The 17,483-nt window shown below is 38.3% G+C and carries 16 protein-coding genes; all 16 read left to right on the top strand.

The genetic code is table 11. The features are described from left to right. The first annotated feature begins 192 nt into the window (after nucleotides 1-192). The 16 genes from LG307_RS11040 to LG307_RS10965 all read left to right on the top strand — a co-directional run bounded on the left by LG307_RS11040 (nucleotide 193) and on the right by LG307_RS10965 (nucleotide 17,393). Nucleotides 193-1,935, top strand: coding sequence for a carbon starvation protein A (locus LG307_RS11040; RefSeq protein ID WP_404450303.1), 1,743 nt, complete (start codon nucleotides 193-195; stop codon nucleotides 1,933-1,935). A gap of 64 nt (nucleotides 1,936-1,999) precedes the next feature. Next, nucleotides 2,000-2,263 (top strand): cory-CC-star protein, encoded by a 264-nt coding sequence (locus tag LG307_RS11035; RefSeq protein ID WP_404450302.1) that lies wholly within the window; start codon nucleotides 2,000-2,002, stop codon nucleotides 2,261-2,263. An 11-nt stretch (nucleotides 2,264-2,274) separates the two neighbouring features. Then, nucleotides 2,275-3,222, top strand: coding sequence for an ArsA family ATPase (locus tag LG307_RS11030; protein ID WP_404450301.1), 948 nt, complete (start codon nucleotides 2,275-2,277; stop codon nucleotides 3,220-3,222). A gap of 93 nt (nucleotides 3,223-3,315) precedes the next feature. After that, entirely contained in the window at nucleotides 3,316-4,227 is a 912-nt protein-coding gene (locus LG307_RS11025) for a CBASS cGAMP-activated phospholipase (RefSeq protein WP_404450300.1), read from the top strand. Between the two features lie 66 nt (nucleotides 4,228-4,293). Further along, entirely contained in the window at nucleotides 4,294-5,115 is an 822-nt protein-coding gene (gene speD / locus LG307_RS11020; protein ID WP_404450299.1) for an adenosylmethionine decarboxylase, read from the top strand. A gap of 105 nt (nucleotides 5,116-5,220) precedes the next feature. After that, nucleotides 5,221-5,655, top strand: a complete 435-nt coding sequence (locus LG307_RS11015; protein ID WP_404450298.1) for a YrvL family regulatory protein — start codon at nucleotides 5,221-5,223, stop codon at nucleotides 5,653-5,655. A 98-nt stretch (nucleotides 5,656-5,753) separates the two neighbouring features. Then, nucleotides 5,754-7,256, top strand: a complete 1,503-nt coding sequence (locus LG307_RS11010; protein WP_404450297.1) for a helix-turn-helix domain-containing protein — start codon at nucleotides 5,754-5,756, stop codon at nucleotides 7,254-7,256. 162 nt (nucleotides 7,257-7,418) lie between these two features. Beyond that, nucleotides 7,419-9,233, top strand: a complete 1,815-nt coding sequence (locus LG307_RS11005; RefSeq protein WP_404450296.1) for an IucA/IucC family protein — start codon at nucleotides 7,419-7,421, stop codon at nucleotides 9,231-9,233. Next, nucleotides 9,211-10,926 carry an IucA/IucC family protein gene (locus LG307_RS11000; RefSeq protein ID WP_404450294.1) on the top strand — a complete coding sequence of 572 codons (1,716 nt, stop codon included), beginning with the start codon at nucleotides 9,211-9,213 and terminating at the stop codon, nucleotides 10,924-10,926. Before LG307_RS11005 ends, LG307_RS11000 begins: the two co-directional genes overlap by 23 nt. Beyond that, nucleotides 10,927-12,165 carry an AMP-binding protein gene (locus tag LG307_RS10995; protein ID WP_404450293.1) on the top strand — a complete coding sequence of 413 codons (1,239 nt, stop codon included), beginning with the start codon at nucleotides 10,927-10,929 and terminating at the stop codon, nucleotides 12,163-12,165. Next, nucleotides 12,162-12,428, top strand: coding sequence for a petrobactin biosynthesis protein AsbD (gene asbD / locus LG307_RS10990; RefSeq protein WP_404450292.1), 267 nt, complete (start codon nucleotides 12,162-12,164; stop codon nucleotides 12,426-12,428). Before LG307_RS10995 ends, asbD begins: the two co-directional genes overlap by 4 nt. Continuing rightward, nucleotides 12,425-13,396, top strand: a complete 972-nt coding sequence (locus LG307_RS10985) for a DUF6005 family protein (protein WP_404450291.1) — start codon at nucleotides 12,425-12,427, stop codon at nucleotides 13,394-13,396. The genes asbD and LG307_RS10985 overlap by 4 nt, the downstream gene beginning before the upstream one ends. Before the next feature lie 16 nt (nucleotides 13,397-13,412). After that, entirely contained in the window at nucleotides 13,413-14,249 is an 837-nt protein-coding gene (locus LG307_RS10980; protein ID WP_404450290.1) for a sugar phosphate isomerase/epimerase family protein, read from the top strand. A 121-nt stretch (nucleotides 14,250-14,370) separates the two neighbouring features. Then, the gene (locus LG307_RS10975) at nucleotides 14,371-15,708 is read left to right on the top strand and encodes an alkaline phosphatase (RefSeq protein ID WP_404450289.1); all 1,338 of its coding nucleotides are present in this window, start codon (nucleotides 14,371-14,373) and stop codon (nucleotides 15,706-15,708) included. A gap of 114 nt (nucleotides 15,709-15,822) precedes the next feature. Then, nucleotides 15,823-16,947, top strand: coding sequence for an NAD(P)/FAD-dependent oxidoreductase (locus tag LG307_RS10970; protein WP_404450288.1), 1,125 nt, complete (start codon nucleotides 15,823-15,825; stop codon nucleotides 16,945-16,947). 71 nt (nucleotides 16,948-17,018) lie between these two features. Further along, nucleotides 17,019-17,393, top strand: a complete 375-nt coding sequence (locus LG307_RS10965; RefSeq protein ID WP_404450287.1) for a nucleotide excision repair endonuclease — start codon at nucleotides 17,019-17,021, stop codon at nucleotides 17,391-17,393. Nucleotides 17,394-17,483: the final 90 nt, after the last annotated feature.

Here is a 17,483-nt window from a genome sequence, read left to right as displayed (position 1 = left end):
GGAATTTTCAATAAAAATTAGTACTTACGACACACTTAGTTAATAATCGACAAACACCTACTTTTTACCTATTTTAAGACCAGATATTAAAAGTAACAAGTATTTAGTATGAATTTTCAGAAATCTATATTGACAACGCTTACACTGATTAGTAATCTTTTCTTGTATACATAGAAAGAAGGAGGAATGAAGGTGAATTCTGTATGGTTAGCAATTGTCGGATTTATTGTTTTTGCTCTGGGTTATCGTTATTATTCCAAATTCATCGCAGAAAAAATTTACCGTTTAGATCCTGATTATGTAACACCTGCTCACAAGTATAACGACGGAGTGGATTTTGTACCAACGAAAAAGGTAGTTCTGTGGGGGCATCATTTCTCCTCTGTTGCAGGTGCATCACCAATATTAGGTCCTGCCATTGCCCTTTATTGGGGCTGGGGACCCGCTTTTCTTTGGGTGATACTAGGAACAGTCTTCGCTGCTGGAGTCCATGATTTCGGAACACTGGTGCTTTCGGTCCGTAACAAAGGACAATCCATCGGTACGTTGACGGACCGTTTAATCGGTAAGCGTGCAAAAATGCTCTTTTTGTTTATCATTTTGATATTAGTCCTAATGGTTAATGCCGTGTTTGCATGGGTTATCTCCAATCTGTTCATTCAGTTTCCAGCAGCAGTTATACCTATCTTTATTGAGATACCAATAGCAATATGGATTGGATATGCTGTCTACAAGCGGAAGGCAAAAATGTTGGTTCCATCCTTGATTGCCCTAGCGGTTATGTACGGAGCAGCCGTATTGACCAGCAAAGTTCCCATGCTCCAGATAGACTTGGTCCGTTATTTTGGAGGGGCCGATAATATTGTTATATTTGGATTAGATGGAATATCCATGTCCTTTTTCATATGGATCATGATCCTCTTGATTTATTGTTATTTTGCATCAACTTTACCTGTATGGAAATTACTACAACCACGTGACTATATTAACTCCCACCAATTAGTGGTTGGTTTATTAATGCTATATGCGGGGTTATTAGTAATGAGACCGGAACTTACGGCCCCGATGACAAATGAAGTAAGTGATGTTTCCTGGTTTCCGTTGCTATTTATCACCATTGCTTGTGGGGCGATTTCTGGATTTCACGGCTTGGTTGCATCAGGTACAACCTCTAAACAGCTCGATAAGGAAACAGATGCACGATTTGTTGGTTACTTAGGTTCAGTAGGAGAAGGAATTCTTGCCTTAATTTCTATTATTGCGGTTGCGACTTTGTTTGCCAATGCTGGTGATTTCCGGGCTGCATACTCCGACTTTGGAGCAGCAAGCTTGGGGGGGATGTCGAACTTTATCAACGGAGCAGCTCAACTTGCTACTGGCATTGCCATACCTGCGGATATTGCTAGAACCATTGTAACTGTCATTGTTGTCAGCTTTGCTGCAACAAGCTTGGACACATCCTTACGTCTTATGAGATATATTATTTCTGAAATTGGAAGTGAATATAATTTTAAACCTTTAACAAACATGCATGTGGCAACTTCTGTAGCAGTTGTTTCAAGCGCTGCACTGGTGTTAATTCCTAAAGGGCCAAACGGCTTTGGTTCAGGAGGATACTTGCTCTGGCCTTTGTTTGGAACAAGTAATCAGCTATTGGCAGGGGTCAGCTTACTTCTAATATCCGTTTGGTTGAAGAAGCAAGGTAGGAATTTCTTCTATACATTTGTTCCGATGGTTTTCATTTTCTCTATGACTCTGTATGCCATGTTCGTACAAGTTGTGTTCCAATGGTCAGGATTAGGGGAAACCGATGGAAACATGTTACTTTTCATTTTAGGCGGAATTATTTTTGTGTTCGCATTTTGGATTATCCTAGAGGCCTTCAGAGTATTTCTTAAGAGTGATAAGGCACCACCTATAGATCCGTCCATGTAAAAGGTAGCGAGAGGATGAACCCTGCTGTTCATTCTCTTCTTTCATAAAAGGAAGGAGTTTCTAAATGGATATTTTAGATAAATTCAAGAAGGTCATCACCATCTATGATGAAATATTGCAACAACCTCATAGAACTGAGATTGCAAGGGAATTGCGAGAGGAAGAGGATCTGTTCACTTTATTATGTTTTTCAGAAATGCTCGGACTCCCAAATCCTGCATTTTATTATACATTAGAGTTATATCCATTCGTCATTGAACGGTTTCATGATTGGCACCTTCGAATGGGAATGGAGAAATCCCCGTTAAATGGAATACGTTGCTGCTAGGAGGAAGAGGAATGAGTAAATTATTTAATTATAGAATAATGTTTATAGGTGGCAAAGGTGGTGTTGGAAAATCAACTACAGCTTCCGCTATTGCTCAATTGCTATCGGAACAAAGTAAAAAGGTTTTATTAGTGTCAACAGATCCGGCCCATAATATTGGAGACATCTTTCATGTAAAACCTAAAGATAGCGTGATGCCAATCAACCAATTTCTGTGTCTTTTGGAAATCAACCCTCAGTCTGAATCCAGAAGATATATAGAAGAGGTTAAAACAAATTTAAAAGGGTTAGTAAAGGCAACGATGGTGGAAGAGGTACACAGACAGATAGATTTGGCCAGTGCGTCACCAGGAGCCGATGAATCAGCATTGTTTGATAAAATCACTTCCATTGTTTTAGAAGAATACCATGCATTTGACCATATCATTTTTGACACGGCTCCTACTGGGCACACCATTCGGCTGTTAACACTTCCTGAGTTGATGAACGTGTGGATCAGTGGTCTGTTGGAAAAGCGGAGAAAAGTCCAACAAAATTATACGCAATTATTAAATGATGGAGAGCCAGTCGAAGATCCAATATTTGAAAAATTACAGGCTAGAAAAGAAAAATTTGTAAAGGTAAGGGATATTTTACTTGATAAAAAAAAGACAGGTTATGCATTTGTATTAAATGCTGAGCGACTGCCAATACTTGAAACTAAAAAAGCGATAGATATGTTAGTAAAACATAACATGGACGTATCCACCGTTTTTGTAAATAAAGTGATACCTGATCATGCAGACGGTATTTTTATGGAAAATAGAAGGGGAAATGAGAGACCGTACATACAACAGATTCACCAACTTTTCAGTAAGCAAGAAATAATAAAAACTCCATTGTTTGAACATGATATTTCTACTGTAGAACATTTAAAAAAGTATGCCGGTACTCTCCACCACTCAATCTACATGGGTTAACTCCTAGGAAAGGGACAAATTCCTCCTTTACCTAGGAGTTTTTTCTACTTATAAGGAAAGCATAATAGGAAATGAGTACGGGAGACAGGTTACATGAAAATGTTATGTCTTGATGGAGGAGGAATACGGGGTGTATTTACCGTCTCTATTCTTCAAGAGATTGAGCAAGAATACAAACAACCTATAGCTGAATTAGTAGACCTTGTTGCAGGAACGAGTACTGGGTCCATCATCGCCTCTTCCATTTCCATAAAAAAGCCGATGAAAGACGTATTATCTGGTTATAAAAAATATGGAAAACAAATCTTCACTCGTCAAGCAAAAGTGGGACTTTTTAAAAGTATCTATAGTGACCGTCAGCTTAGAAGGTTTATCATAGATGCGTTTGGGAATAGGCGATTGAAAGATATAACAAGTCCTCTTTTAATTCCTGCTGTTGATTTGACACATGGCAGGCCATTTGTACATCGCTCCAATTATGGAAATAAAGCTTCTAAGGATCTGACCATTCATTTGTGGGATGCGGTTCTCTCCTCCTGTTCTGCACCCGTTTACTTTCCGCCCAACAATATCGAAAATAATTATCTTTCTATTGATGGAGGTTTATGGGCTAATAACCCCTCACTGGTATGTATCACGGAAGGGTTGGATTATTTCAAGCTGAAACTGGAAGAAATGGAAATACTCTCTATTGGTACTGGCCTTCAAAAAATTGACTTTACTATTCAAAAAAATAAATATTGGGGAGTAAAGCAATGGCTTCCTTTTCAATTCCCATCCATGAAGGTCACACCAAAACTATTGGACCTAGCTATGCAATTATCTTCTGAATCAGTGTCCTATCAAAGCAAGCATCTTTTAGGAGAAAATTACATCCGTCTTAACAAGGAGTTAGGAGAGGAAATACCATTTGATGATGTATCCTATATGGATCAGTTAATACAGTTGGGACAAACTGTTTATCTTGATCAAAAAGAAGTGATAAGGAAGTTCTTACTACCTTGATTTGTTTTTTTCTATATCAGAAGGGGTAGTATAACAGTAGCAAATAAATGAAGGGGGAATTTTGATTTGACTCCGGAAAAAAGAATCACGCTGCACGAATTTAACAATTTAACAAAATCCCTTAGTTTTAATATGTATGATATCTGTTATACAAAAACAAAAGAGGAAAGAGAATCTTACATTGATTATATTGATGAACAATATAACGCGGATCGCTTAACAAAAATTTTAAAGAACGTTGCCGATCTAATTGGTGCACATGTGTTAAATGTAGCTAAACAAGACTATGTTCCACAAGGGGCAAGCGTAACGGTTCTCGTCTCAGAGGGACCAGTGGTAGAAGTGCCAACAGAATCATATGAAGAATCACCTGGACCATTACCTGACTCGGTGGTGTGCCAGCTTGACAAAAGCCATATAACAGTCCATACCTACCCAGAGTATCATCCTGTCGAAGGAATCAGTACGTTTCGGGCAGATATAGATGTATCAACTTGCGGAGAGATTTCTCCTTTAAAAGCATTAAATTACCTGATTCACTCTTTTGAAACAGATATAATGACTATGGATTACCGAGTTCGCGGGTTCACACGTGATATTAATGGAAACAAACTGTTTATTGACCATGACATCAACTCTATTCAAAATTACATACCTAATGATGTGAAAAACCTTTATGATATGATCGATGTAAACATTTATCAGGAAAACATTTTTCATACAAAATGCCGTTTAAAGGAATTTGACTTAAACAATTATTTGTTCGGCTTTTCCAAAGACAAACTCACAGATGATGAGAGGTATGAAATTACAACGAAGCTCACAAACGAAATGGATGAAATATTTTATGGGAAAAACATCAATTTCGGACACGGGAAGATTGATTGACAAACAAGAAAGCGATAAGTCCATTGACTTATTGCTTTTTTTGTTGGAATGAATTCCCGTTTGGTTGAATAACACCTAATAATAGGGTTTAAAAGGGGGATTTAAATGGGGCAGGATCATGATCCAAATTTGAGTGGTTCAGATAAATTAATTCTAGCGGTTTCCATGACACTTCTTTTTGCACTTGCACTGCTTTTGGTTGGTGGAGCCTTTTTGTTTGGTTTTGCAGGTCTGTTTCAGCTATTCAGTGTCCAATACGATACAAAGAGTTCATTGATATACTATATTGTTTTTCTGATTCCTTTGACCCTGCTTTTTGAAATAGCCACCATGAGTGTCCTTATTAGAGTTTTGCCTAGATTAACAAAAAAATGGATTATGATGGTCTTGAAAATGGGAGTTTCCTTTCTTTTTATTTGGATTCCTTTATATCTGACAGATGAATGGATAAAGGGAATTACTGTTCCGTTATATACAGAATTGGTTGCAGCACTTTTATTGTTAGTTCTAGATAGTCTGGTTGAAAAAAGACATTTTTAAAAGAGCTCCAGATCCTGTATATAAATTATCATTGCAACTGATAATCATTATCAAGTATAATAATAGAATCAACGTATGACAGTAAGGGGTAAGAAGTAATGAACAAAGTTGTCTATCATTTATTAGAGGAAGGAGAAGAGCTCATTGTACCTCCTTCCATTATTTATGTGGCTGCAAATTCAGCAGCTGTTAGTAGCAATGAACTGTCCAATATCTACACATTATCCGAGGGAAAAGCTTATTGGATGAAAAACGGTTCCATCTTGTCACCTGCAAACAAATACCTAAAAATATATATCATTGAAATAAGCGATATGAAACATGAAGAAATTATTTTCACTTCAACAGAACCTTGTAAAACATCTCCCAAATTCGATGAACTTATAGCCCTTCAAGAGAGTAAGTCTTTTCTGGACCGTTGCAATTTTCAAGCAAAGTTATGGAAATTGATTGGTAGTATGACAGAGGATCAAACTCTAGATGATTTAGATCAAACCATTCACTATATTAACAATCACACTCATAAACAGTTTACTGTTCAGGACCTTGCGGCTAAAGCGAGAATGACTCCGGTTACCTTTGCCAGAGCCTTTAAAAAGAAAACAGGTATCCCACCAAAAGAGTTTGTTCTGGATAAAAAAATGAAAAAAGCTAAAGAGCTCATTGTTCAAAATAAAGGGATTAATATTAAAGATGTGTCGCAGCAGATAGGCATTCAGGATGAGTTTTACTTTAGCCGGTTATTTAAGAAAAGGGAAGGGATATCACCTACTATATACATAAAAAAAATTCAAAATAGAGTGGCCGTGGTAAGTCAATTATTTTTGCAAGACCACCTACTTTCTTTAGGTATACAACCGGTTGCTGCTCCTATGTATCCAAGTATTTTTCCAAAGACAAACGGGATCCCTTCATACTTAGAAAAACCTTTGGAGGGCACTATGCTTTTAAATGCTGAAAAACCTTTCGATTCGAAAGATATTATGACAGTCGACCCTGATTGTATTATCAAAACATCTCTTCACCATGGGGAGCAACAGGCACTTACTTGGGTGAAAAATAGGGAAGTTCATTCCATTGATTTTCAGAATAAATGGGATGATTATTTAGTTAAAATTGCTCAATATTTCAGTAAAGAAGAAGCGGTAGCCAACATAAAGAAAGAAATGGAGCAATTAGAAACGCGCGCAAAAGAAATGTTAAGAGGAGTGGCCAGAAGTGGGGAGTGGGCAGTAGTTTGGGTAAGAAATGAAGAAATAAGACTCTACGGCTCTTCCAATCATGCTTGCATGGAGCTTTTGTACCAAACACTAGGATTTAAACCTCATAATGAATTGCCCAAAAATGGATATGTTACGATAACCGTCAATGAGTTGTTGGAACTTGATCCAGATAAAATTCTATTCTTATGGAGTACCAAAGCAGCGGTTGATAAGGTAGCAAAGCACCCAGACTGGAATCAACTTAAAGCCGTTAGGAATCAAGAAATATTTATACCAAGCAGTCAAGAATGGGATCCTTGGGGGCCATTAGGAAGAAAGCATATGATTGAAGGTTTGGTTAGTTACTTTAATTTAGATAAAACACTCCTGTATGTTTAATGTGTGCGTTTTGTCTATGTCGAAAGTAAAATTTGTGCATGGAAACTTCAATTGATAATAGTTATCATTGAGAATGAATTTCATTAAGAGATTCATTCTCTTTTTATTTAATAATGATAATCATTATCAATAAATATATGAATAGTAGAAAGGGTGGCTATTATGCGGAATTCAGCTAAAAAGATAGCAGAAAATGCCTCCTATCAAGCCTTTATGAATTGTTATATTCGTGAGGTCGGTGATGGGAACTGGGTAAAGAAGGATGATGTTTTTCGGCTGTATAAACTACCCTATATTTTTATTGGCGAGGAAGTTTTGGAGTTGGTACTTCCTTTACAAGAAATAAAAATGATTTTAGAAGTTAACTATCGATCATTGGTAGGCAAACATATTTTAGGAAGAGTCTATAAATTTCAGGAAAAGGATTCGGTGTGGATAGAAGAGGAACCTTTAAACTGCATGATTTCCTGCATCCAAGAGTTAAACCTTCAAGCAAGAAACGAGAATAACCCTGAGAAAACATCCCATTATGACGAACTTATTTTACGGTTAATTGATAGCTATCATACCATTTGTACATATTTAGAAAAATCGACATCGGACAGCAACTCAAAAAAAGTAGAAGAATATAGCTTCATAGAATCAGAGCAATCCCTCTTGTTTGGACACTGGTTGCATCCCACACCTAAAAGTCGTCAAGGGATGGCCACTTGGCAACATGATCTATATGCTCCCGAACTGAAAGGTTCCTTTCAGCTCCACTACTTTGAAGTAGATAAGTCGATTTTAATTAGAAGGTATTATCCGGGAGAGGATTCTTTGTTACGTGAAGATGAAATTTTGAAGCTGACAAGCGGGGGAGGATACCTGCTCCCTATGCATCCCTTACAATCCCAATGGCTTTTGCAACAAGACCATGTACAAAAAGCAGTGGAGAAAAAACTAATCAAATTTGTAGGGCCTATGGGGAAAACCTTTACCCCTACTTCTTCTATAAGAACAGTTTATAGCAATGAAGATAAATGGATGTATAAGTTCTCAATACCAGTAAAAGTGACGAATTCAATGAGAGTAAATAAAGTACATGAGTTGCATGCAGGAGTTGTTATGGCAGAACTGTTCAACGAAATTAATTTCTTAGATAAATACCCATGCTTCCGTGTGTTGGACGATCCAATCTCCTTGTCTCTCGACCTTCCGGGGAAAGAAGAAAATGGCTTTGAAGTGATTATGCGTTCCAATCCGTTTCGAAATGGTAAAGGAACAGGCGTGCATTCCATTGCCGCACTGGTACAAGATCCCCTTCCTGGAGAAGAATCACTATTGGGAAAACTGATACAAACTATTTCTCATACGCATGATATAAGCACAGAAGAAGCGAGTTTAAAATGGTTTCAAAAATATTGGAAATGTTCAGTAGAGCCAATGATTGCTCTTTATGATGAATTTGGATTGGCATTAGAGGCACACCAACAAAATAGTTTGGTGGACGTTTCTACAAGTTTTCCAACTCATTATTATTTTAGAGATAATCAAGGCTATTATTTATCGAAATTGAAGAGGGATAAGCTGGAAAAGATGGTAGGTAACTTGAGAAACGCACCTGAATTGTTTTATGAAGAGGAAATCATACAAGAAAGATTTACCTATTATCTTTTCATCAACCATATTTTCTCCATCATATACAGAATGGGTGCGGATGGCTTGATTACTGAAGAGCAGTTGGTAAGTTGGATGACTGATGAATTGGAAAAGCTGAAGAATAATTTATCAGGGGAAGGAAAAAGATTTATCCACTTTATTTTGAACAAGAAAGCCCTTCCTTGCAAAGCGAACCTTTTAACACGTTTTCATGATGTGGATGAGCTACTGACTGATTTGGAACAAGCTGTATATACTTCTTCTCCAAATCCATTCACTCTCATCCAAGTAATGGAAAAAGAGGAGAACCATTATGCCACTGCAAGTAGCGTCTAAAACCGAAAAGAGAGTCATCAAACAGTTGTTGGAGGCGATTTTATTTGAAAAATTGCTTCCGTTTGAGATAAAACAAGAAACCACGAAACCCATTGTCACCATATTTAGCCAACAATTAAGAATTCAATCAGAATGTATATACTCATCGTTTGACAGAATTCGTCTTAATGAAGATACGATTAAAGTGATGGATAACGAATCGCGCCAAATGCCTGCATCAATTAAAGATATCGTAGAACAATTGACAACTAGCAGAAAAGTACAAGAATGCTTGATCGATGAATTACAACAAACCATACTGCTCAGTGAATGGAATGAGCAAAATCTTGAGCATTCAAGCAGAAGGGGACTATCCTATGAAGAAATGGAATCAGCCATTATGGAAGGACACCCGTACCATCCTTGCTTTAAGGCGAGGACTGGTTTTAGCAAAAATGATCATGAAAAGTATGGACCAGAGGCGAGGCATTCCTTTCAATTATGGTGGGTGGCGGTAAAACGAGAATATATGAGAGTTTCCTTTCCCAAAGAGGAAAGTGCGTTCATAAAAGATGAAGTGGGAGTGCAAACGTACTTACTACTTATGGACAGGCTGAAAATGGCAGGAGCTACATTGGAGGACTACTCCCTATTACCCGTTCACCCTTGGCAATGGGAGAACAAGCTTCAGCATGAAGAAGAGGAAATTAGCCGTAATAAGATCATCCCGCTTGGATATGCTGGCGACTTTTATCGGGCTACTCAATCTGTTAGGACATTGTGGAATGAGACACACCCTGAAAAAGCGCACATTAAGCTTCCTTTGAACATGGTGAACACTTCGTCATTGAGGCTCCTAGAATCTCACTCTGTTTGTACGGCTCCTGTGCTTTCCAATTGGCTAAGCAAGCTGATAGAGTCTGATGATTACCTAACAGAAAGTCTTACCATTTTGCCTGAATATGCAGGGATGGTTGCCATGGAAAATAACCAGGTTCTTTCCGGTCACCTGGCAGCTATTTGGAGAAAAAGTCCAAGTTCTATCTTAAGCGGAGTGGAAAGTACCGTTCCAATGAATGCCATGTCATTAATGGAACAGGACGGAACACCATTTATAAAACCTTGGCTTGACCGTTACGGGTTGAAGAACTGGATCACACAATTTGTAAAAGTTACGGTTATCCCGGTATGGCATTTGCTCGTGTCAGAGGGAGTTGCTATTGAAGCACATGCTCAAAATATGATTCTTGTCCATGAAGATGGCTGGCCCAAAAAAATAATCTTACGGGATTTCCATGAAAGCTTGGAATATGTGGATGACTTCCTAAAGCGGCCAGAGTTGGCACCTAATTTCTCAGAACTAAACTCATGCTATGAAAATGCACCTAATGATGTTTATTATTGGATGTCTTCCATAGAAGGGTTAAGAGAATTGATGATGGATACGCTATTTGTTTTTCACTTAAGTGAACTCTCTTTTTTGCTTAGTCAACACATGAATTTGGCAGAAGGGGATTTCTGGAAAGAGGTTCGGGAAGCGATACAAGCCCATTTGCGTTTTCACCCTTCACTAAAAGAAAGAAGCAAACTCCTTGGAGCAGAAAAAGAAAACATATTTACAGAGTCTCTTTTTACTAGAAAAGTTGGAGTGGATAAAAAGGAATATCGTCATTCTGTCACCAACAGCTTATATGATGAAAGGGAGTTTAATTAGATGTTCTTTATAGACGACCAGTATTATTCAAAGCAGGATATAGAAAAGCAATTTGAACTTTTTGCTCGGATAAATGTGCTAAGTGATTGCAGCAAAAAAAGAATAGGAGTATGTACAAAGAATACATTTGAAGCCTTGTCTTTATGCTTATATATAAAAGAAAGAGGAGGATCGGTTGTACCTATTCATGCAGCTACCCCTAGGGATGGGGCAATCCGTATTGCCCATAAGAGCTCGTGTCATGTGTTGATATATGACACGTTACAAACACCAGTATTAATGATAAATGACCAGGATGATGAGCAAGGAGTACTTGTCCAAATGAGTTCTGGTACAACAGGGGAACCTAAATGCTTGGAACGTTCCTGGGAAGATATTCAAGAAGAGATAGAGTACTATAATACAAGTTTACCAGTTGAAAAGGGGACTGTACCAATCATTGCATGCCCTACATCTCATTCATATGGGCTTATTAGCGGGGTACTTACTTCTCTTGAAAGAGATACAGCACCAATTATTCTTAGTAATCTCAATCCCAAATATGTTTTGAAGAAATTAGAGGAGGCACCTAACCATCTCTTATATGCTTCACCAGCCTTTTTACATACTTTAAGGATGCTTTCACCTAAAAATTTTTCTTTTCATTATGTTATGACATCAGGTATGTTGATATCCGCGAGAGATCTAGATGAAATTAAAAGCAAATCAAAAAGAGTTCTACAGCAGTATGGGTGTTCAGAAGCAGGGTGTATTGCTCTTAACCCTGATGTCCAACATCCAAATGAAATGGGATTTTCGCTAAGACATTTTAAAGTGGAAGCTGGTTTAGATAAGGATCATCCTAAAGAGGTTATACTGCATGGGAAAAGAAAAGCTATTCATACTAATGACATAGGTTATTTTAATGATTCAGGTTCTTTGTGCCTCCTTGGCAGAAAGGACGACATGATCAACGTTGCAGGACTTAATGTGTACCCACAGGAGGTAGAAGAGGTAATACTGAAGGCACCTAACATTCAAGAGGCGATCGCCTATAAAAAGCCCGATGCATATGCAGGGGAGAGAGTATGTGTTCAATTTGTTGCTTCATCATTTGTAGAAGAGTCCCAGTTAAGAAAGTGGTGCGTAGAGCAACTTGCCCCTCATCAAGTTCCGGTTGAATACATTCAGGTGGAAAAGATACCGACTCTTCCAAATGGAAAGGTTAGTAGAAAGCTAGTAGGAGAGATGATGGGATGAAAATGAAAGAGTGTTTGAGTCGGGAAGAGCTTTATCATGCGGTTTACGATATTTTGAAACATAAATTAAATATACCAACATGGAAGTCTTTTCAGGAGAACGCAAGATTAAATGAAGATCTATATATGGATTCCATTATGATATTACAACTTATTTTGCATTTGGAATTGGATTTGGGTTTCAATATTCCTGATAACATGCTTGTGCCCAAGGATTTTCATACTGTGAAATCGCTACTGGATTTTTTGGAGGGACAAACATGATAAAGGTTCACTGCTTCGTAAGTTGTGTATGTGAAGTGATAAAAAGAACGGAAGGCATGGATCACCGCCCTTTTTACTTTGGCGTATGGGATGCTGATTTCGATGTTACACAGGACGGCATTTTAAGCTATCATTCAGAAAATATTGATCACGACTTTTTTAAAACGTGGTATGAGATGCTTTATGGGATAAAGATTGAACGCTGGTATGACGAGTCTAAGACCAAAGAAACCAATATCAGCACATTGCTTGAATTGATAAAAACGAAACCAAATTATCGTTCCATAATGGTGATGCTCGATCTTTCCATGTTACCTGAGCGCGAAAATAAATTTCATCAAAGCCCTTTTCCCCACTACGTAATGTTAGAGGAAACGGAAGATCCAGATGAATTGTTTATGTTTGATCCTGATTTCAGATGGGAAGGAAGGTTACCAAAACAAAAAATAATAGAAGCTATTATGGTTCCTGCTGTAAAAGGTGGGTATTACTTTGATGCAGAAAAAATAAACCCAACGAGTTCAGAAACCATAGAGGCTTATTTTCAGACATGTATGAAACTTAATGAAAATCCAATGTCTGAGGCTATTCGTAATATTGTAGATTTATATTCCATAGGCCCCGAAAAGCATAGAAGAAGTGAAATTTCTGATGCCCTTAAACAAATACCTGTATTGGCAATAAGAAAGTATGCATATGAACATGCTTTCGCTTTTTTCTGGGAGGCTAACGGTTACAGTGAGGATTGGTTTGAAGGATGGTGCGATGAGATAGAAAAGCTTGTTAAGGGATTTACTGCCGTCCAATATCGTGCGATGAAATATGGATGGACAGATGACAGGGAAGTTTTGAGAGAAATCCATGAAAAACTGAATGAACAAGATCAATTAGAACATTTTATCAAGAATGGATTACAAGAGTGTTTTGAAAGATGGATTACAGAAAATCGGACAAAAGCTTTAGCCTAAAGGAGGAATTTTGAAGATGAATCTATCCTTATGTACCATTTCATTTCGGCACCACCTGCATTCAATGAAAGAGTTAGCAGAATGGGCACAATCAAAGAATTTTCAAGGAATTGAATTATGGGGGATTCACGCAAAGCATTTGAAAGACACCTCCCTTTATAACAAAGATTGGTTGGCATCCTACAATCTGTACACAAGTATGATAAGCGATTATCTACCTTTACACTTGAAGGATAAGGATCTTCTTCGTGCAACGAAGGAATTGAGTGGACTTGGCCATAATTGGGGGACGCAGAAACTAAGAACGTTTGCAGGTCAAAGTGGGAGTGCCTCTATTAGGAGCGAAGATCGCCAGTCTATTGTGGCAAAATTAAAATTGATTTGCCAGGAGTTGGAAAAAGAGGATCAGTTTCTACTTCTTGAAACGCATCCCAATACCCTGACTGACACAGTTCCTTCCACTTTACAACTATTGGAGGAGGTGGATCATCCTGCTTTACGAATCAATTTCGATGTCCTACATATTTGGGAATCAGGCGCAGATCCAATAGAAGCATTAGTGAAATTAAATCCATTTGTCATGCATTTTCATTTTAAAAATATCACTTCCAGAAGCAAACTGGATGTTTTTAGCCCGAATAATGTATATGCAGCAGCAGGTTCAAGGGATGGAATGACTCCTTTATTTGAAGGAATCCTAGACTATAGTGGATTTATCCATAAGGCTGTCACTATGACAGAAGTTGAAGCTTCCCTTGAGTGGTTTGGTGGAAATGTAAAAGAGGTGCTTGAGCAAGATGCCAAAAGAATTTCTCTTTTGACAAAACAGATGAATAAATTGTATGTGAGCTAAACATTAATTAACTATAAATTTACTTTATTGTAAGATAGCTTTAATAGAATCTTCATTCCCACTTTACTTTTACTTGGTATCCTTTGGCATGTAGGAAAAATGCTAAGGGAGGAAATTTAACATGTATAAAAAAGTAGCAAGTGTCGCTATCGCAGCAGGGCTAGTATTTTCAGGTGTGCAAGTAAGTGTTGGAATGGATAAAGCGGAAGCAAAAAAAGAAGCTATCAACATGGATCAGAAACAAGGAAAAGTGAAAAATGTCATCTATATGATTCCAGACGGATATAACGCAGGCTACGCAACGAACTACCGTTGGTTTAAAGGTGAGGAATCCTCGTTTGATGCACATGTAAAAGGACTAATCAAGACGCATTCAGCAGACACTGAGGTTACTGATTCTGCAGCAGCGGGCACTGCCATGGCAACTGGAGTAAAAACAAACAATGGGATGGTGGGTGTGACTCCTGACGGCAAAGAAGTAGATTCTATACTAGATGCAGCCGAGGCATCCAAGAAATCTACCGGACTTGTAGCAACGTCTACTATTACACATGCTACACCTGCAGTGTTTGGAGCCAGTGTTGCTTCCCGTTCAGATGAATCTTCCATCGCCCCGCAATATTTTGATAACGGAGTAGATGTCATTCTAGGAGGCGGCAGAGATTATTTTCTTAGTAAAGAAAATGGCGGTAAGCAACCCGAGAGTGACTTAATAGAGGAAGCAAAGAAAAGTGGCTATCAATATGCTTCAAATAAAGAAGAGTTAAACAATGCAAAAGGAGATAAGCTACTAGGCTTGTTTGCTGATGATGCAATGTCCCCTGAGATGCACCGCGATGAAACAGATGAACCGAGCTTGGCTGATATGACCAATACGGCCATAAATACATTGAGTAAAAATAATCAAGGCTTCTTCTTAATGGTGGAAGGATCTCAAATTGATTGGGCAGGGCATGCTCATGATCCAGCATGGGCCATGACCGATACCGAAGCTTTTGACAAAGCTGTGGAAGCGGCTTTAGAATTTGCAGAAAAGGATGGGAACACACTAGTTGTTGTCGCTGGAGACCATGAAACAGGCGGCATGTCTGTTGGAGCAAACGGTGAATATGATTTAAAGATGGATGTAATAAAACAAGTAACAGCTACAGGCGACAAAATGGCAAGTGAATTAGATCAAGATAAAGGCAATGTAAAAGAAGTTGTAAAAAAATATACTTCCTTAGAATTAACCCAAGATGAAATAGAAAAAATAAAGAAGGCGAAAGAACCCGCCATTGCAATAAACGAAGTAGTAAGTGACCGTGCTCTTATTGGATGGACAAGTACTGCACATACGGGTACAGATCTTCCTCTTTATGCATATGGACCACAATCAGATAAGTTTAGTGGTTTATTAGACAACACAGACCTTCCAAAATTAATGGCAGAAGCAATGAAAATCAAGTTTAATAGATAATTTATATAGCCCCTTCCTGGTAAAGGAAGGGGTTTTTCTAAAGATTTGAGAGCTGATTAAACTTCCTGTACAATTAAAGGATTAAGTCAATTTAACATGAAAAGGTGTAAAACAATGAATCATATCGTAATCATAGGGGCTGGAATCCTCGGGGCCTCTGCCGCTTATCATTTAGCTAAAGCTGGCAAGAATGTAACGGTTATCGACCGTTTTGATAAAGGACAGGCAACAGATGCGGCTGCAGGTATTATCTGTCCTTGGATATCACAGCGTAGAAATAAGGCTTGGTACAACATGGTCAGAAACGGTGCAAAGTATTATCCAACCTTAATTGGACAGCTTAAGGCCGATGGAGAGACGGAGACTGGATATAACCAAGTAGGAGCAATAAGCTTACATAAAGATCAAGAAAAACTAGAGAAAATGGCGGAAAGGGCGATAAAACGAAGAACAGAAGCTCCTGAGATTGGGGAGGTGACCATTTTAAGTCCTCAAGAAACAAAAGAGCTTTTCCCAGTATTATCAGATGAGTATGGTTCCGTTCATATTTCCGGAGGTGCGAAGGTGAGTGGCCGTGCCCTTAGAAATGCGCTCATGAATGCTGCAAAAAAACATGGAGCTAACTTCCTTTATGGGGATGCCACCCTTAAAGTCAAAGATAACCAAGTTAAAGGGATAACACTGGGAGAAGAAAAAGTAGACGCAGATCTATTTATCGTAACAGGTGGAGCTTGGTCGCAGAACGTATTTAAAGCATTGGGAATAGAATTTAATGTTGTCCCTCAAAAGGCGCAAATTGTTCACTTGGAAATCGATACTAAACAAACGAAAGATTGGCCTGTTGTTATGCCGCCAAACAATCAATATATTCTTAGCTTTGAAAACGGTCGGATTGTCATAGGAGCAACACATGAAGACAATGCCGGTTTTGATACGAGAGTTACAGCAGGCGGCATGAATGAGATTTTAAGTAAGGCATTGGAAATTGCACCAGGTTTATCAGAGGGTACCTTATTGGAAACAAGAGTAGGGTTCCGTCCGTTTACCCCAGGTTTCCTTCCAGTTATCGGCAAGCTTCCAAATTACAATTATGTCTTAATTGCCAATGGCCTCGGCGCTTCGGGGTTAACGAGCGGACCTTATTTAGGTGCTGAATTGGCAAGGCTTGCAATGGGCCAACAGACGGAACTCGATATTAGTAACTATGATGTAGCCGGAGCCATTAAAGAACTGGAATGAAAACAGGTATAGCTATTATCAAGCTGTTGTGTTACCATGTAGCTCTACTGAAAAAGAGGACGTGACCTACTATGATAAAAATTACTATCCCGAATCCTAGTGTTTCTATAACGGAACGCCAACAGATTCGCACAAATGATGAACCAATTATTACACCAATAAATGGCTTTATAGATTTTCACAAGATTCCCCGTGATCAAGGCGGAATCTATATGTTCTTTAATATCAACGAAGATTTGTTGTTTGTAGGTAAAGCTAGAAAGCTTCGCCAACGAATTAAAAAACATTTTGAGGACAACGTGTCCCCAATCAAAAACCATCGTGATGAAGTGTACCGCATTGACGTTTGTATTGTTGAAGATCCAATGGAAAGAGAAATTTATGAAACATACATCGCTAACACACTTCAAGCAAGGTATAATGTTGAAAAAGTTTTCTACAAATAAAAATCCGAAATGCGAAAAGCCGTTCTTCCCACAGGAGAGCGGCTTTTCATATTTTCTAAATCTACACATTTCCGCAATTTATTTCTCGAA

The sequence above is a fragment of the Sutcliffiella horikoshii genome, from assembly GCF_044809035.1.
GTDB lineage: Bacteria > Bacillota > Bacilli > Bacillales > Bacillaceae_I > Sutcliffiella_A > Sutcliffiella_A horikoshii_G.
This window is presented reverse-complemented; position numbering and strand designations above follow the sequence as displayed.

Excerpts from the sequence above, each read along its gene's own strand:
- LG307_RS10970 (WP_404450288.1), top strand. The coding sequence starts at position 15,823 with ATGAATCATATCGTAATCATAGGGGCTGGAATCCTCGGGGCCTCTGCC.
- LG307_RS10995 (WP_404450293.1), top strand. The coding sequence starts at position 10,927 with ATGTTCTTTATAGACGACCAGTATTATTCAAAGCAGGATATAGAAAAG.
- LG307_RS11030 (WP_404450301.1), top strand. The coding sequence starts at position 2,275 with ATGAGTAAATTATTTAATTATAGAATAATGTTTATAGGTGGCAAAGGT.
- LG307_RS10975 (WP_404450289.1), top strand. The coding sequence starts at position 14,371 with ATGTATAAAAAAGTAGCAAGTGTCGCTATCGCAGCAGGGCTAGTATTT.
- LG307_RS10985 (WP_404450291.1), top strand. The coding sequence starts at position 12,425 with ATGATAAAGGTTCACTGCTTCGTAAGTTGTGTATGTGAAGTGATAAAA.
- LG307_RS10965 (WP_404450287.1), top strand. The coding sequence starts at position 17,019 with ATGATAAAAATTACTATCCCGAATCCTAGTGTTTCTATAACGGAACGC.
- asbD (WP_404450292.1), top strand. The coding sequence starts at position 12,162 with ATGAAAATGAAAGAGTGTTTGAGTCGGGAAGAGCTTTATCATGCGGTT.
- LG307_RS11005 (WP_404450296.1), top strand. The coding sequence starts at position 7,419 with ATGCGGAATTCAGCTAAAAAGATAGCAGAAAATGCCTCCTATCAAGCC.
- LG307_RS11015 (WP_404450298.1), top strand. The coding sequence starts at position 5,221 with ATGGGGCAGGATCATGATCCAAATTTGAGTGGTTCAGATAAATTAATT.
- LG307_RS11035 (WP_404450302.1), top strand. The coding sequence starts at position 2,000 with ATGGATATTTTAGATAAATTCAAGAAGGTCATCACCATCTATGATGAA.
- LG307_RS10980 (WP_404450290.1), top strand. The coding sequence starts at position 13,413 with ATGAATCTATCCTTATGTACCATTTCATTTCGGCACCACCTGCATTCA.
- LG307_RS11000 (WP_404450294.1), top strand. The coding sequence starts at position 9,211 with ATGCCACTGCAAGTAGCGTCTAAAACCGAAAAGAGAGTCATCAAACAG.
- LG307_RS11010 (WP_404450297.1), top strand. The coding sequence starts at position 5,754 with ATGAACAAAGTTGTCTATCATTTATTAGAGGAAGGAGAAGAGCTCATT.
- LG307_RS11025 (WP_404450300.1), top strand. The coding sequence starts at position 3,316 with ATGAAAATGTTATGTCTTGATGGAGGAGGAATACGGGGTGTATTTACC.